This is a genomic window from Actinoallomurus sp. CA-142502, from assembly GCF_050936355.1.
GTDB lineage: Bacteria > Actinomycetota > Actinomycetes > Streptosporangiales > Streptosporangiaceae > Actinoallomurus > Actinoallomurus iriomotensis.
This window is the reverse complement of record NZ_JBNJMY010000001.1, coordinates 8,696,116-8,710,724: the sequence shown is the minus strand read 5'-3', so window position 1 is coordinate 8,710,724 and position 14,609 is coordinate 8,696,116. Positions and strand designations below refer to the sequence as shown.

General features: G+C 70.2%; 14 protein-coding genes and 2 tRNA genes. 8 read left to right on the top strand and 8 right to left on the bottom strand.

The annotated features are described in order from the left end of the window. Window positions 1-19: 19 nt before the first annotated feature. Entirely contained in the window at window positions 20-892 is an 873-nt protein-coding gene (locus ACQEV1_RS40630; RefSeq protein WP_433401806.1) for a ketopantoate reductase family protein, read from the bottom strand. A 70-nt stretch (window positions 893-962) separates the two neighbouring features. Between ACQEV1_RS40630 and ACQEV1_RS40625 the strand changes: the two genes are divergently transcribed. Next, on the top strand, window positions 963-1,592 hold the full coding sequence (locus tag ACQEV1_RS40625) for a TetR/AcrR family transcriptional regulator (protein ID WP_285637130.1): 630 nt from the start codon (window positions 963-965) through the stop codon (window positions 1,590-1,592). Window positions 1,593-1,610: 18 nt separating this feature from the next. On the opposite strand, the gene ACQEV1_RS40620 is transcribed toward ACQEV1_RS40625, so the two are convergent. Both ACQEV1_RS40620 and pepN read right to left on the bottom strand, forming a co-directional pair. After that, window positions 1,611-2,630 (bottom strand): hypothetical protein, encoded by a 1,020-nt coding sequence (locus tag ACQEV1_RS40620; protein ID WP_285637127.1) that lies wholly within the window; start codon window positions 2,628-2,630, stop codon window positions 1,611-1,613. Window positions 2,631-2,680: 50 nt separating this feature from the next. Further along, entirely contained in the window at window positions 2,681-5,212 is a 2,532-nt protein-coding gene (gene pepN / locus ACQEV1_RS40615; RefSeq protein WP_433401803.1) for an aminopeptidase N, read from the bottom strand. A gap of 217 nt (window positions 5,213-5,429) precedes the next feature. Here pepN and ACQEV1_RS40610 point away from each other — a divergent pair, with 217 nt between their 5' ends. Further along, window positions 5,430-6,044, top strand: coding sequence for a DsbA family protein (locus tag ACQEV1_RS40610; protein WP_285637121.1), 615 nt, complete (start codon window positions 5,430-5,432; stop codon window positions 6,042-6,044). Between the two features lie 134 nt (window positions 6,045-6,178). Here the strand turns inward: ACQEV1_RS40610 and ACQEV1_RS40605 are convergent, their stop codons facing one another. After that, window positions 6,179-7,282: a HoxN/HupN/NixA family nickel/cobalt transporter gene (locus ACQEV1_RS40605; RefSeq protein WP_433401801.1), complete on the bottom strand. Its 1,104-nt coding sequence runs from the start codon at window positions 7,280-7,282 to the stop codon at window positions 6,179-6,181. A gap of 144 nt (window positions 7,283-7,426) precedes the next feature. Between ACQEV1_RS40605 and ACQEV1_RS40600 the strand changes: the two genes are divergently transcribed. Next, window positions 7,427-8,836 (top strand): aldehyde dehydrogenase family protein, encoded by a 1,410-nt coding sequence (locus ACQEV1_RS40600; protein WP_433401799.1) that lies wholly within the window; start codon window positions 7,427-7,429, stop codon window positions 8,834-8,836. A gap of 48 nt (window positions 8,837-8,884) precedes the next feature. Beyond that, window positions 8,885-9,349, top strand: coding sequence for a ribose-5-phosphate isomerase (locus ACQEV1_RS40595; protein WP_433401797.1), 465 nt, complete (start codon window positions 8,885-8,887; stop codon window positions 9,347-9,349). Window positions 9,350-9,370: 21 nt separating this feature from the next. Here ACQEV1_RS40595 and ACQEV1_RS40590 read toward each other — a convergent pair whose 3' ends face one another. Beyond that, complete coding sequence (locus ACQEV1_RS40590; protein ID WP_285637114.1) at window positions 9,371-9,568, bottom strand: hypothetical protein; 198 nt, start codon at window positions 9,566-9,568, stop codon at window positions 9,371-9,373. Window positions 9,569-9,832: 264 nt separating this feature from the next. Here ACQEV1_RS40590 and ACQEV1_RS40585 point away from each other — a divergent pair, with 264 nt between their 5' ends. Further along, window positions 9,833-10,951, top strand: coding sequence for a PP2C family protein-serine/threonine phosphatase (locus ACQEV1_RS40585; protein WP_433401795.1), 1,119 nt, complete (start codon window positions 9,833-9,835; stop codon window positions 10,949-10,951). A 53-nt stretch (window positions 10,952-11,004) separates the two neighbouring features. After that, window positions 11,005-11,502, top strand: coding sequence for a GNAT family N-acetyltransferase (locus ACQEV1_RS40580; protein WP_285637109.1), 498 nt, complete (start codon window positions 11,005-11,007; stop codon window positions 11,500-11,502). Window positions 11,503-11,745: 243 nt separating this feature from the next. Here ACQEV1_RS40580 and ACQEV1_RS40575 read toward each other — a convergent pair whose 3' ends face one another. Further along, window positions 11,746-12,222, bottom strand: a complete 477-nt coding sequence (locus ACQEV1_RS40575; RefSeq protein ID WP_433401792.1) for a nuclear transport factor 2 family protein — start codon at window positions 12,220-12,222, stop codon at window positions 11,746-11,748. Window positions 12,223-12,357: 135 nt separating this feature from the next. Between ACQEV1_RS40575 and ACQEV1_RS40570 the strand changes: the two genes are divergently transcribed. Next, window positions 12,358-12,927: a GNAT family N-acetyltransferase gene (locus ACQEV1_RS40570; protein ID WP_285637104.1), complete on the top strand. Its 570-nt coding sequence runs from the start codon at window positions 12,358-12,360 to the stop codon at window positions 12,925-12,927. Window positions 12,928-13,241: 314 nt separating this feature from the next. Here the strand turns inward: ACQEV1_RS40570 and ACQEV1_RS40565 are convergent. Then, window positions 13,242-13,315: transfer RNA gene (locus tag ACQEV1_RS40565), tRNA-Gly, on the bottom strand. 158 nt (window positions 13,316-13,473) lie between these two features. Here ACQEV1_RS40565 and ACQEV1_RS40560 point away from each other — a divergent pair. After that, a tRNA-Pro gene (locus ACQEV1_RS40560) sits at window positions 13,474-13,547 on the top strand. Between the two features lie 274 nt (window positions 13,548-13,821). Here the strand turns inward: ACQEV1_RS40560 and ACQEV1_RS40555 are convergent. Continuing rightward, complete coding sequence (locus ACQEV1_RS40555) at window positions 13,822-14,280, bottom strand: pyridoxamine 5'-phosphate oxidase family protein (protein WP_433401790.1); 459 nt, start codon at window positions 14,278-14,280, stop codon at window positions 13,822-13,824. Between the last annotated feature and the right edge of the window lie 329 nt (window positions 14,281-14,609).

The following is a 14,609-nucleotide window of genomic DNA, read 5'->3' as shown; positions in this document are numbered from 1 at the left end:
CGCTTTCTGTTGGGAGTTCTCAGCGGGCTCTCGCGGGGGCGCGGAGCTGTTCGGTCAGCCGCTCGAGTTCGGCCGCCGTGGCAGGCGAGGGGTCGTTGAGTCCGCTGTGCACGGCCGTCGAGCTCTTCAGGAAGCGCCGGAGCACGGCCACGAGGAGCCCTTGCGGCAGAGCCCGCAACGCGGCGAACGCGCGAGGTACCGGCGGCGTCTCCATCGCGGCGAGGTTCTGCCGCATGAGGTGGAGCATGCCGCGGACCGCGTCCGGGTCGTCGGCCAGCGCTACCGGGCCGCCCGCCGCATGTACCGCCTGTCCGAGCGGCACCTCGAATGCGGCGTGCGTCCTGAGCCAGGCGTCCATCTGCGGCTCGGCCTTGGCGTTGATCCCGGCGGTACGGAACGTCTCCACGATCCGTTCCAGTCGCGGGGTGGTGCGGCCGTCGGGCTCGCCGATCGGCATCGCGACCCGACGGGTGATGAAACTGCTCTTGCTGTAGCGGATCACGTCGCCGTCCATCGTGCCGCCCGCCGTGGGGAAGCCGAGCAGCACCCGTTCGTGGCCGATCACCGCGCCCAGCGTCTCCGGGCCGGCTGCCCAGTTGAGCAGGAACAGCACGTCACCTTGGACGCCGGCGAGTGATTCCAGCACCGCGTCCACCTGGTGGGTGCGGACGAAGACGGTGATCAGGTCGTACTCGCTGCCCGCGTGCTCGATCACCGGTACCGGTACCCGCCTGACGGCTGGACCGTCTCCCTCGGCGAGCTGCACGCCGTGCCGGCGCAGAGCGGTCAGGCGCCCGCCCCGGGCGAGGAGCGAGACGTCGTGGCCGGCCTCATGCATGCGGGCGGCGAACAGGCTGCCGCAAACCCCGGCGCCGTACACGAGCAGCTTCATGACCGCCTTCTTTCATACGTTCGATTGAATCATACGTTCGTTTCATTCAAACATATGTATAGTCCCTCGTGTGGCGACCCCGGACACCCGCACCCAGCTCCTCGACGCGGCCGAGCACCTCTTCGCCGAGCACGGATACCGCGGCACCTCGGTCCGCGCGATCACCAAACTCGCCGGAGCGAACCTGGCCGCCGTCGGCTACCACTTCGGGTCGAAGGCGGAGCTGATGGCCGCGGTCGCCCGCCGCGTGATCGAGCCCATCAACGCTGCCCAGTGCGCAGGGCTCGACAAATTGCTCGCCCGGACCCCCGACCCATCGGTCAGCGAACTGGTGGAGGCATTCGCGGGGCCGCTGTTCGACGAGATGTCGGCCGGCGACGAGGGCGGCTCCCGGACGTCCCGGCTGATCGTGACGATCCTCAGCGACCCGGCCGAGGAGGCGCGCGGCTGGACCGGCCCGGGCGAGGACACGGTCCGCGAGCGCTACCTCGCGGCCTTCGCGCGCGTACTGCCCGGCCTTTCCCCGGAGGAGCTGCGGTTCCGGATACGGGGGATCCTCGCCGTGACGGCCGTCGACCGCCTCGAGGTCCACCAGCAGCCCTCCCCGGGCTGCACGTCCCCGGTAGCGGGCGAGGCGGCCCGGCGATGGGCGATCACGTTCCTGACGGCAGCGATGAGTGCGCCACCGACCCGGACCTGATGTGGGTGGCGTGACACGCTAGCTCTGCAGGATGGCGACGAGGTGGTCGGAGAGGTCGCGCAGCAGCGTGTCCGGCACGATCTCGTGACCGGCCGCGGCGGAGAAGGCCTCCGGCAGGCCCGGCAGGGGATAGTCGGCGACGTCGCCCACCACACGGTCGCCGAGGGGAAGCCGGCCCAGTGACGTGCGGGTGCGGTTCCAGGCGTCGGAGACCTCGTCCGGATTGGGCACGCCGAAGCCGTGACCGACCGGCGCCGCGTGCCGCAGGCGTACGAGCGCGCCGTCGGCGAACTCCTGCGCCACCCGGCAGCGTTCGGACAGCGCGGACAGCACGTCCGGGTTCAGGCGCGTGACGACGTCGCAGGGCGTACGGCACGACACCGCGCAGGTGCACAGGGCCGAGGCGACCGTGCTGTGCTGGCGGTCGAGGTAGTTGCGCCAACCCGGTCCCGGCTCGCGGGCGACGCGCAGGGCGCGTTCGGCGGCCGACTGCTGCGGCCGGGTCAGCGAGCAGTCGCGCGGCCGGGTGGCGCCGCCGGGCACGCCGAACCGGCTGCCCGGCCCCGACACCGACGTCGGCAGCAGCGCCGGGTCGCCGGCGTGGCCGAGGACCGGCTGCCACGCGAGCAGCGGGAGGTACTCCGAGGCGATGTGCACGGCGGCCACGAGCGGTGCCATCTCGCGGCGGTGCCAGCGCGCCGCGATCACCTCGAGCAGCAGGCCGTACGCGGGGCGCAGCGTGCGCAGCGCCCCGCGGGAACGTTCCTTCGCCGACTGCGGCATCCGGCTGGCGCGGGCGCGGGCCAGCAGGTGCTCGGGCACGGTGTACTCGTCGACGACCGGGTCGCCGGTGCGCTCGGGCATGCCGAAGTCCTCGGCGTCCAGGTCGATCAGTCGCTGGCCGAACGAGCACAGCAGCCGCACCTCGGCAGCGACGCCCGACGGCAGCCTCGCCGCCCCGGCCTCGCAGAGCGCGGCCAGGTCGCCGAAGGCGTACCGCCGGGCGAGCGTCGTCAGAACATCGCGGGCGGTTTCCACCCGTTCACTCTGTCACGACCAACCGTGGCACAGCCGCACCAACCCGGTGATCAGCGCGCAGAACGGTCCTTCTCCTGGGCCCGGATCGCGCGGGCGACACCGTCGCGGCCCTCCAGGAGCAGCCGCCGCAGCGCCGGCGGCGGGTTCTGCTCGTCGAGGTAGGCGGTGGTGCGCTCGATCGTGCTCGGCTCGGTCACCAGGAACGGGTAGGCGTGCTCGGCGAACGTGCTCGACATGTCGCTCGACCACGCCGACCAGACCCGCCCGACCTCGGCGAAGTACTTCTCGACGTACGGCTCCACCAGCGAGGTGTCGTCCACGTCGAACAGCCCGCCGAGCGTGGCGCGGAACACGGCGTTGGGCAGGTCGCCGGCGATGATGCGGTCCCAGGCGGCGGCCTTGGCCTCCGCGGTCGGGACCGCCGCGCGGTCGCCCGCCGCGTGGCGCTCGCCCGCGGCGGTCGGGTCGCGCTCGAGCTCGGCGGCGATCTCGGGCTCGCCGGCCGCGCCGCGCACGACGAGCCGGCGCAGCAGCGCCCAGCGCAGGTCGGTGTCGATGACCAGCCCGTCCAGGACGACGGAGCCGTCGAGCAGCCCGCGGACGTACTGGAGGTGCTCGTCCGAGGTCGCCACGGCCACGAACGCCTGGGCGTAGGTGAGCTGCCGGTCCGAGCCGGGCTCGGCCTCGGCCATCAGCTCGCGCAGCGTGTCCGCCTGCAGGGCGAAGCCGGTCGCGCGCCACTCCGGGTCGGCGTACTGCCGCGTCGCCGTGCGGGCCTGCCGGAGCAGCGACTGGGCGACGGAGACGTCGGTGACGCCGCGGATGCCGGACAGCACCAGGCGCACGTAGTCGCGCGCGGCCACCTCGGCGTCGCGGCACATGTCCCATGCGGCGGACCAGCACAGCGCGCGCGGCAGCCCGTCGGTGATCTCGCCGATGCCGTCGATGAGCGTGCGCATCGAGTGGTCGTCGAGTCGGATCTTGGCGTAGGTCAGGTCATCGTCGTTGACCAGCACCAGGTCGGGCCGGGCCTCACCGACCAGCTCCGGCACGTCGGTGCGGGCGCCGACCACGTCGAGCTCCACGCGCCTGCGCCGCACGATGCCCTCGGGCGTGCGGTCGTACAGGCCCACGGCCACGCGGTGCGAGCGGAGCGTGGGGTACGCCTCCGGGGCCTCCTGCAGCACGGCGAAGGAGGTGAAGGCGCCGTCGTCGCCGACCTCGTACGCGGGGCGCAGCGTGTTGACGCCGGCCGTCTCCAGCCACTCCTTGGACCAGGACGTCAGGTCGCGGCCGGAGGTCTCCTCGAGCGCGTCGAGCAGGTCCGACAGCGAGGTGTTGCCCCACGCGTGCCGGTCGAAGTAGCTGCGGACGCCGCTGATGAAGTTGTCGCGGCCGACGTAGGCGACGAGCTGCTTGAGCACGCTCGCGCCCTTGGCGTACGTGATGCCGTCGAAGTTGACCTCGACCGCCCGGATGTCGGGGATGTCGGCCGAGATCGGGTGCGTCGACGGGAGCTGGTCCTGCCGGTACGCCCAGGTCTTCCACAGGTTCGCGAACGTGGTCCACGCGCCGGTCCACTGCGTGGCCTCGGCCTCGCACAGCACGCTCATGTAGGTGGCGAAGGACTCGTTGAGCCACAGGTCGTCCCACCAGCGCATGGTGACGAGGTCACCGAACCACATGTGCGCCATCTCGTGCAGGATCGTCTCGGCGCGGCGTTCGTACGCGGCGTCGGTGACCCGGGACCGGAAGACGTAGTCCTCCAGGAACGTCACGCAGCCGGCGTTCTCCATCGCGCCCGCGTTGAACTCCGGCACGAAGAGCTGGTCGTACTTGTCGAACGGGTACGGCCGGGCGAAGGTCTTGCGGAAGAAGTCGAAGCCCTGCTTGGTGACCTCGAAGATCGCGTCCGCGTCGAAGTACTCGGCCAGGCTCGCCCGGCAGTACGCCCCGAGCGGTATCACCTGGTCGTCCTGCCGATATTCGTCGCGCACGACGTGGTACGGCCCGGCGACCAGCGCGGTGATGTAGGTCGAGATGCCCGGCGTGGCCGGGAAGTGCCACCGGCCGCCCTCGGCGGAGTCGGGCGCGCTGTTGGTGATGACCTGCCAGTCCTCCGGCGCGGTGACGCTCAGCTCGAAGCGCGCCTTGAGGTCGGGTTGGTCGAAGCAGGTGTACATCCGGTGCGCGTCGCAGGTCTCGAACTGCGTGTAGAGGTAGACCTTCTGGTCGACCGGGTCGACGAACCGGTGCAGCCCCTCACCGGTGCGGGAGTAGGCGGCGTCGGCGATCACGCGCAGCTCGTTGGAGGCGGCCAGCCGGGGGAGCGGGACGCGCCCCTTCTCGGCGTCGTAGGAGCCCGGGTCGAGACTCTGACCGTTGAGCGTGATCTCGCGGACCTTCGCTCCGTGGAGATCGACGAACGTCGAGGCGCCGGGTTCCGCGCAGCCGAACCTGATCGTGGTGTCCGAGACGAACGTCTCCGAACCCGTCGTCAGGTCGAGATCGACGTTGTACGACTCGACGGTGAGCAGCCGGGCGCGGTCGCGCGCCTCATCGCGCGTCAGGTTGCCAGCCAAGTGAACTCCTCGCCTCAAGTGCATGAATGCGACGTCATTGTCCATCCCACCGTACGGCGCGCCGACACGCGCACGGAACGGCACGCCGCCACACCATCTAACCCGCCGGGCGGGGATCTTGGTCCAAACTCTCAGCAAACCCTAAGGTTGGAATGCTTCGGAGAGCGCGCCGGTTGAGCCCCGTACGACAAGACGCACGAACACTGTGGAGGTTGCGGTGGCCGACGCCGAGCGCACGCCGGTGGACTTCTGGTTCGACCCGAGGTGTCCCTGGGCCTGGATCACCTCGCGGTGGATCCTCGAAGCCGAGAAACTCCGCCCGATCGAGGTCCGCTGGCACGTCATGAGCCTGTCGGTCCTGAACGAGGGCCGGGACCTGCCCGAGCACTACCGGAAGGTGATGGACGAGGCGTGGGGCCCGGTTCGCGTCTGCATCGCCGCCCGGGAGAAGTACGGCCAGGAGGTGCTCGGCGAGCTGTACACCCAGCTCGGCACGCGCTTCCACAACGAGAAGCTCCCGCCGAACCGCGAGGCGATCGAGGCCGCCCTGGAGGCGGCCGGCCTCGACCGTGACCTGGCGGACGCCGCCGACACCGACGAGTACGACACCCTGCTCCGCGCCTCGCACAAGGACGGCATGGACCGGGTCGGCTACGAGGTCGGCACCCCGGTGATCTCGGTGGAGGGCGCGTCGTTCTTCGGCCCCGTCGTCTCTCCGATCCCACGTGGCGAGGCCGCCGCGAAGCTGTGGGACGGCGTACGCCTCGTCGCCGGCACCGACGGCTTCTTCGAGCTCAAGCGGAGCCGCACCCGCGACCCGATCTTCGACTGACGGTTTCGCGCTGGTTCGTGCGGGCGGACGCCGGGCGCCCGCCCGCACGTTCTACAAGTGCGGTGCGCGGCCTCCCCGCGCGTCCGTGGCCACCACTGGCCGATCGGCGCGCCTCGATCGTCACGCCGGGGCCGTCAGCCCTCGGAGTCCTGCAGGGCGGCGGACCAGCGCTGCTCGATGTGGCCGAACTTCCAGATCGCGATCGCGCCGATCCACAGCACCAGCAGGACGCCGGTGATGACGAACCCGGCCGTGTTGAGGTCCAGGCCGGCCACCCAGTCCCAGAACGTCCCGCGAAGGCCGAACCGGTCCTGGGCGACCTGGAGGAGTTCCGTGCCGCCGATGACGAACGCGAAGGCCACCGAGACGCCGGTCAGCACGATGTTGTAGAAGATCTTGCGCACGGGGTTGGAGAAGGCCCAGCCGTACGCGAAGTTCATGAACGTGCCGTCGATGCTGTCCCACAGCGACATGCCGGCGGCGAAGATGATCGGCAGGCACAGCACGGCGTACCAGGGCAGCGAACTCGCGGCCGCCGCCGAGCCGGCCAGGGCGAGCAGGCCCACCTCGGTGGCGGTGTCGAAGCCGAGCCCGAACAGGAAGCCCAGCGGGTACATCTGCCACGGCTTGGTGATCGCCTTGGTGAACCGGCCCAGGATCCGGTTCATGAAGCCGCGGTTGTTCAGCTGCTCCTCCAGCGCCGCCTCGTCGTACACGCCGCGCCGCATGTCGCGGAAGACCTTGAGGATGCCGACCAGGATCACCAGGTTGATCACCGCGATGACGCCCAGGAACGTGCCGGAGACGGTCGGGCCGATCGTGCCGGTCACGGTGTGGAGGCCCGAGTGCTCGTCGGAGATGCCGTTGGACAGGGCCTTGATCCCGAAGCCGAGCAGCACGCACGCGGTGAACACCACCGAGGAGTGCCCGAGGGAGAACCAGAACCCGACCGAGAGCGGACGCTGCCCGTCGGACATGAGCTTTCGGGTGGTGTTGTCGATGGCCGCCAGGTGGTCGGCGTCGAACGCGTGACGCATCCCCAGCGTGTACGCGGTCAGCGCGATGCCGACGCCGAACAGCTTGCCGTCGCCGAGGTGGTAGCGCCCGGGGAGGACGACCAGGAAGAGCAGCCCCCACCCGACGGCGTGCAGCAACACCACGAAACCGGTCATGCCGGCCAGCCGCCCCCACTCGGCACGGCCGAGCCGGGTAGGTGTCGTGGACCGTGCCATCGCCATGGTCGCTCCTCGGTCGGGGGTAGGTCCTGCCATTCAATCCTTGTTGCAAATCCTTTGCAACAGCTACCTGCGCGCCATCTGGGGCCGGAAGTCCATTAACCGGTCTGGGTGGTCCCCGTACGTTCACCGGGGAAGGATGAGCACATGCGCGATGTGATCTATGCGGGCGGCTCGTGGGCGGACTCCTCGGCTTCGGACACCATCGACGTCGTCAATCCGGCGACGGAGGAGGTCATCGATCGGGTCCCCGCGGGCACGGCCGCCGACGTCGACCGTGCGGTGGCCGAGGCGCGCCGCGCCCTGCCCGCCTGGGAGGCGACCCCGCCCGCCGAGCGCGCCGCCCTCCTGCGGGTGGTCCTCGACGGCATCACCGCCCGCCAGGAGCACCTCGCCACGCTCATCGCCACCGACCTGGGCGCGCCGTACCAGGTCGCGCTGAAGATCCACGTCGGTACGCCGATCGCCGTGCTGAGCGGCATCCTCGACATCCTCGACGGCTACGACTTCACCGGCGAGCGCTGCGGCAACTCCCTCATCGTGCGCGAGCCCGTCGGCGTGGTCGGCGCGATCACGCCGTGGAACTACCCGCTGCACCAGGTCGTCGCCAAGGTCGCGCCGGCGCTCGCGGCCGGCTGCACGGTCGTGCTCAAGCCGAGCGAGGTCGCGCCGCTCGCCGCGTACGCCCTGGCCGACATCATCGACGAGGCCGGCCTGCCGCCGGGCGTCTTCAACCTCGTCTCCGGGTACGGCCCGGTCGTCGGCGAGGCGATCGCCGCGCACGAGGGCGTCGACATGGTCTCCTTCACCGGCTCGACCCGCGCGGGCCGGCGGGTGGCCGCGCTGGCCGCCGAGTCGGTCAAACGCGTCGCGCTCGAACTCGGAGGCAAGTCGCCGAACCTCATCCTCGACGACGCCGACCTGCCGCTCGCCGTCAAGGTCGGCGTGGCCAAGGCGTACGTCAACTCGGGGCAGACCTGCAACGCGCTCACCCGCATGCTCGTGCCCGACGCCCGCTACGACGAGGCCGTGGAGCTCGCCGCGAAGGCGGCCGAGCGCTACACGCCGGGCGACCCGTTCGCCGACGGCACCCGGCTCGGCCCGCTCGTCTCACGCACCCAGCTCGACCGCGTGCGCGGCTACGTCGACCGCGGCGTCGCCGAGGGCGCGCGGCTCGTGACCGGCGGCACCGAGACCACGCTGAGCCGCGGCTACTACGTCCTGCCGACCGTCTTCGCCGACGTCACGCCCTCCATGACCATCGCCCGCGAGGAGATCTTCGGGCCGGTCCTGTCCGTCATGGCCTACGGCTCCGAGGACGAGGGCGTCCGCATCGCCAACGACACCCCGTACGGGCTGGCCGCCGCCGTCTGGTCGGCGGACCAGGACCACGCGATGGCGGTCGGACGGCGGCTCAAGGCCGGCCAGGTCGAGATCAACGGCGGCCGGTTCAACCCGCTCGCGCCGTTCGGCGGCTACAAGCAGTCCGGCGTCGGCCGCGAACTGGGCGTGCACGGGCTGGAGGAGTTCTGCGAGATCAAGTCTCTCCAGCTTTGAGCTGGTCCCGTGCGCGTCGGCGGCACCGCACCTGACAGACTCTGCGGCATGCACGTCTATCTCGGTTCCGACCACGCGGGCTTCGAGCTGAAGCGACACCTCATCGAGTGGCTGACCGCTCACGGTCACACGGCCTTCGACTGCGGCCCGGAAGAGTACGACGGCGAGGACGACTACCCGCCGTTCGTCCTGCTCGCCGCGTCTCGCACGGTGGAGGACCCGGGCGCGCTCGGCATCGTCATCGGCGGTTCGGGCAACGGCGAGGCCATCGCGGCGAACAAGGTCAAGGGCGTACGCGCGGCGCTGGCGTGGAGCGAGGAGACGGCACGCCTCGCGCGCGAGCACAACGACGCGAACATCATCAGCGTCGGCGCCCGCATGCACACGCTGGAGGAGGCGACGCGGTTCGTCGAGGTCTTCCTCACCACGCCGTTCACGGGCGCCGAACGACACACGCGGCGCATCGCGATGCTGAGCGCGTACGAGCGGACCGGCGAACTCCCCACGCCCTGAGACGCCTGAGCCGCCGCCGGGTCAGGTCGTCTTGGCGGCGCGGCGCTTGGCGAGCCGGCGCCTCTCGGCGCGGCGGAGCCGGGTGGGCTGGGATCCGGGCTGCGGGGCCTCGGCCGACGAGTCATCGGCGGGTCGCGGATCCTCGTCCTGCGGCCGGATGCGAGAGACGTCGCGGGCCCGCATCGCCGCGTCGACCGTGACACGCATCCCCTGACCCATCAGTGCCTCCATCGCGTCGTCCAGTGCCTGTCCGGCGGTCCGGCCGGGCTCGGGGGACGCACGGGGCAGGTCCTAATGATCTCCCCGGGGTGGCCCGGGCGAAACCCGGCGGCCCGGTCGGCGGCGTGGTCGGCGGGGCGTTGAGGCCGCGGTGTCGCGGCCCTTCGGCCGGATTCGGCCACTACATTTCGGGCGGTCTTGATTTGGGTATGGTGTGCCGCCTTCCAGCGCGGACACGGTGATGGTCGGTACAGTGCCCGCATCATGCTTAGCCGCCTCGTGCACCTGCTGCCGGCCAGAGTCCGCGTCTTCCTGCGCCGGATTCCCGTGTTGGTGTGGCTCTACCGGTGGGCGCGGCGAGGGCATCTCACCAGTGACCGAAATGCCCTGATAGGCCTGATAGTCATCACCGCGGCGCTCGCCATCTCCGCGCCCGTGTCGCAGACGTGGTTCTCCCCGAGCGGAGTGGTCCTCACCGTCCTCGCCGGCGGGCTCACCCTCCGCGTACGCGGCCTCGGCGTGCTGCTCGGAGTGGTCGCGGCCGCCCTGGTGTACGACGCCATCGCGGTCGGCTTCCACAAGGTCGGTCCCGGCGTCATGGCGACGATCGTCGTCACCGCGATCCTGGCCATCGTGCTGGCCCGCAGCCGCCAGCAGCTCGGCGTCAAGGGGCTGCGCGGCGAGCAGATGCTGCTCGAACTCCGCGACCGCCTCCGCCGCCACGGCGAGATGCCCGAGCTGCCGAAGGGCTGGGACGCCAAGGTCGTGCTGCTCCAGGCGGGCGGCTCCTCCTTCGGCGGCGACTTCGTCGTGTCGGTGTGCGACGGCAAGAAGCTCGAGGTGGCGCTGGTCGACGTCTCCGGAAAGGGCGTGGACGCCGGCACGCGGGCCCTCATGCTGTCGGGCGCGTTCGGCGGCCTGCTCGGCTCGGTGGAGCCCGAGCGTTTCCTCCCAGCGTGCAACGACTATCTCCACCGGCAGCGCTGGGACGAGGGGTTCGTCACCGCCGTGCACCTGGTCATCGATCTGACCACGGGGGAGTACACCGTCGAGTCCGCCGGCCACCCGCCGGCCGTGCAGTTCGACGCGGGCAGCGGCACCTGGCAGGTCAGCCCCGCCAAGGGCATCGTCCTCGGCGTCGTACCCCAGATGAGCGCCGTGCCCGAACGCGGCACCCTCCGCCCCGGCGACGCCCTCATGCTCTACACCGACGGCCTGGTCGAGGCGCCCGGACGTGACCTCGACGCGGGCATCGACCGGCTGGTCGGCGAGGCCGAGCGACTGATCCCCCGTGGCTTCCACGAAGGGGCCGATGAGCTCGTCGCGGAGATGGCGGCCGCGCGCGACGACGACTGCGCACTGGTGCTGATCTGGCGCAAGTGAGATACCGCTCGTGTCGGCGAGCGCGACGATCACATACCTGGCAGGCTGATCCCATGAGTACTGTCACGTTGCGGCAGATCGACGAGGAGCTTTTGCCGCGGGTCCTCGAGGCGGCCGTGTCCGGAACGGACCCCGCCGAGGCCATGCCTCCCGTCCCGGGCCCGCCCGGATGGACCCCCGAACGCCGCGCCGCGTTCGGCGACTTCCACCGCAGGACGGCCGGTCCCTCCTACGCGATCATGACCGGTGAAGAGATCATCGGCGCGACGCGCCTGACCCCGGCCGAGGCGCCCGGCGCCGCCGAGATCGGCATCTGGCTGACCCGTCAGGCCCGCGGCAAGGGACACAGCGTGGCCGCCCTCCACCAGCTGATCGAGGAGGCCCGCGCACACGGCAAGACGGCTCTGATCGCCGAGACGAACGCCGCCAACCCGGCCGCCGTCGGCCTGCTGCGCACCCTGGGCGCGAAACTCTGGGAGGACCCGGACACGGGCGCGGTCCACGCCACCCTGCGCGTCGGCGACTCGGTCGAACACGGCATCGGCCGCTGACCGCGCCGAGCATACGTTGAGGCCGGTCCCGCCAGGCGGACACCGGCCGTACCGTCACCGCGCCGACCGGCGGCGTCGCAGCACCGTACGAGCCGGCGGCGTCGCAGCACGGCGCCAAGCGGCGGCTTGGTGGCACCGCGTCGCGGGGCCGGGGACACCGTCGGCATGCCTCCGCTACGGGAAACGAGTCATCCCCGTGAACGGCGCCCGGCAACGACCCTGAACCACCGGTGCGATCCGGGTTCAGCGCTCGTGTGCAGGCTCGTGGTGCTGCCTGACGGCGTCGAGGACTTCACCGAGTTGGCCACGCGCCTGGGCGGAGCGCAGGTGGTCCAGGTAGTCACGGGATTCAACGATCTTCCCGTCACGGACCCGCATGACGAAGATCGCGGGGATTGTGAACGGCTCGCCGGTCTCCACCACGATCCCCTCGTACCGGAACTCGGCCACGATGACCTCGGGGTCCACTGTCTCGTGGACCGTGATGCCGGCCGGCTGACGTCGCAGGGTGTGCCCGGTATGGGCGCCAGGCGGGGCGTTGGCCCCGAAGTGCGCGCGCAGCTCATCGAGCGATCGAAGCGGGGGCGGCGCGAATGGATGGAAGGGATGCTCTACATGGGTCTGCTCGGCGTAGAGCTCGATCACCTCCTCCCAGCGTCCCTCGCAGACGCCGTGCACAAGCTTCAAAAAGACCTCGCGTGGAGTCAGGGGTTCGGGCACGAGACTTCTCCCATCAAGGATCGACCGCACCGCAGGTGAGGCACTGGTCGCAATATAGTTCGTTGACGAATTATTCGTCAACGAACTATCGGCTGGGGCTGAGAGTCAACAGCTGGCTCTTGTACGGTCGGACGGGTGCCTGAAACACCGATGCTGAAGACCGAACGGCTCATGCTCCGGCGCTGGCGACACGGCGACCGGGCGCCTTTCGCCGCGATGAACGCCGACCCTGAGGTCATGGAGCACTTTCCCGCCACGCTCACTCCGGAAGAGAGCGACGCGGTGATCGACCGGATCGAAGCCCGTTTCGAGGAGCACGGATTCGGGCTCTGGGCTCTGGAGGTCGCCGAGACCGGGCAGTTCATCGGGTTCACGGGTCTGTCGGTGCCGGACTTCGAAGCGCACTTCACTCCGGCGGTGGAGATCGGCTGGCGGCTGACCCGATCGAGCTGGGGCCACGGCTACGCCAGCGAAGCCGCCCAGCGCGCGCTGACCTTCGCCTTCGACGACCTCCGACTCGCCGAGGTCGTCTCGATGACGAGCCACACCAACCTGCGCTCCCAGATGGTCATGAAGCGCATCGGCATGTCCAATGACCCCGCCGACGACTTCGACCACCCACTGGTGGACGAAGATCATCCGCTACAGCCGCACGTCCTGTGGCGAATGACGGCTGAGCGCTGGCGCGATCGCCATCCCGGCTGAGGTCGTGCCCGATCCAGTTGGCTTCCGCCCAGCACCCGGAAGTGATCATGGGCGGAGACCCCTGTGGCGGACCTGTTCTCGCCCATCGGATCTGGCGCAAGGACGACCGCGGGCGGCACCGCCGGTCGTCGCCATGGGCGATGAAGGCGGAGTCCACCTCGTCGCCCGCGACGTCCGGGAGTTCTACCAACTGATCGCCGGCCCCACCGACACCGGCTGACGACCCGGCCCGCCCGAGGCTGAGAACCGAGTCGGACCGGTTGAAGATCGAAGGCCCAGGTCCCGGAACTCCGGTTGACCTGGGCCTTCGTCGTTGGAGCGGGCGACGGGAATCGAACCCGCGTAGCCAGTTTGGAAGACTGGGGCTCTACCATTGAGCTACGCCCGCGTGGCCGTCGAGACCGGCCGGAACGACCGGACCCCAACACGTCACCCGCGTAGCGTACCGGTTCCCGGCACCACGGCGCGCAACTCACAGGCGTGATCAGGTGCGCCGATTAATGTGACCCTCGACCGGCGCAAGCCGGGCTACACTCGACACGTTCACGGGCTGTAGCGCAGTTTGGTAGCGCACCGCGTTTGGGTCGCGGGGGCCGCCGGTTCAAATCCGGCCAGCCCGACGAGGCGGCTACGCATGCTCGCCGCTGGGGCGGCTTCGCTCTGGCCCGCGATTTTGCCCGGGGGGACGACCCCCCGGAGCCCCCCGATGTTCGCTCGCCTTCGGCTTTGCTCACTCGGTTCTCACGGCTCGCGGCTTCGCCTCTCGGCTCCCGCCTCTCGCCTCTCGCCTCTCGCCTCTCGCCTCTCGCCTCTCGCCTCTCGCCTCTCGGCTCTCGGCTCCCGGCTCCCGGGTTGTGCTCTCGGCTTCGGCTCTTGGGTTGGTTGGCTCTCGGGTCAGGCTTCTTTTGGTTCTTGGTTTTTGGTTTTTTGGGTTTGGGCTTGTTCTTTTGGGGTGGGGAGGCGGCGGCCGGAGATTAGTTCTGGGGTTATGGCGATGTAGTGGGCGGGTTCGCCGGCGGTCCACGGTCTCAACGGGAGGTCGCGTAGGCGGGAGATCTCGCCGTCTTCCGCTATCACTCGGGCGTGGCCGATGATGACCACTGACCAGCCGGTTTTGATCTCGTGGTCGAACTGGTCGATCTCGAAGGCGACGACCGCGTTGCGGGCGGCGGCGGCGAGCTTCGACCCCGCCGACGTCAGGATCACCACCTCGCCGCCGGCCATGACGAAGTTGACCGGCTGGACGGCGGGCAGGGCTCGGTCGGTGTAGACGATGCGGCCTAGGGGGACGCTGCCGAGCAGTTCACGGCATTCTCGCTCGGTCAGTATCTTCAAGCCTTCCGAGTCGTACACGAGGTCAGCGCCTTCAACCTGTCTCCCGCGTTCCCTGCGCGGCGGCGGTCCGGGTCGAGATGGTCGGAAGGGATCTCGGCCGCCATGGTTTCGACGCTAACGACGATGGCCTCGGTGCCGGTGGTCCGAAACGCCCCGGTTGCAGGGACGAAGGTCCCCGGCGTCTCCGGCGGTCACCTCCGGCCCTTCGCCCAGGTCGGGTCACCTCCGACCACCCGGTCACGCCCGGTCGTCCACCCGTACGGGGTGGCCCTCGCCGAGGGGTCTGCCGAGTAGCGGCCGTAGAGTCGTCAGAGGGGTTCGTAGGCGCCCTTTCGCAATACTTGGCG

Bases quoted from the DNA above. Each gene is read 5' to 3' on its own strand.
- ACQEV1_RS40590 (WP_285637114.1), bottom strand. From the start codon at position 9,568: ATGGGTCAGGGGATGCGTGTCACGGTCGACGCGGCGATGCGGGCCCGC.
- ACQEV1_RS40600 (WP_433401799.1), top strand. From the start codon at position 7,427: ATGCGCGATGTGATCTATGCGGGCGGCTCGTGGGCGGACTCCTCGGCT.
- ACQEV1_RS40585 (WP_433401795.1), top strand. From the start codon at position 9,833: ATGCTTAGCCGCCTCGTGCACCTGCTGCCGGCCAGAGTCCGCGTCTTC.
- ACQEV1_RS40580 (WP_285637109.1), top strand. From the start codon at position 11,005: ATGAGTACTGTCACGTTGCGGCAGATCGACGAGGAGCTTTTGCCGCGG.
- ACQEV1_RS40630 (WP_433401806.1), bottom strand. From the start codon at position 892: ATGAAGCTGCTCGTGTACGGCGCCGGGGTTTGCGGCAGCCTGTTCGCC.
- ACQEV1_RS40595 (WP_433401797.1), top strand. From the start codon at position 8,885: ATGCACGTCTATCTCGGTTCCGACCACGCGGGCTTCGAGCTGAAGCGA.
- ACQEV1_RS40605 (WP_433401801.1), bottom strand. From the start codon at position 7,282: ATGGCGATGGCACGGTCCACGACACCTACCCGGCTCGGCCGTGCCGAG.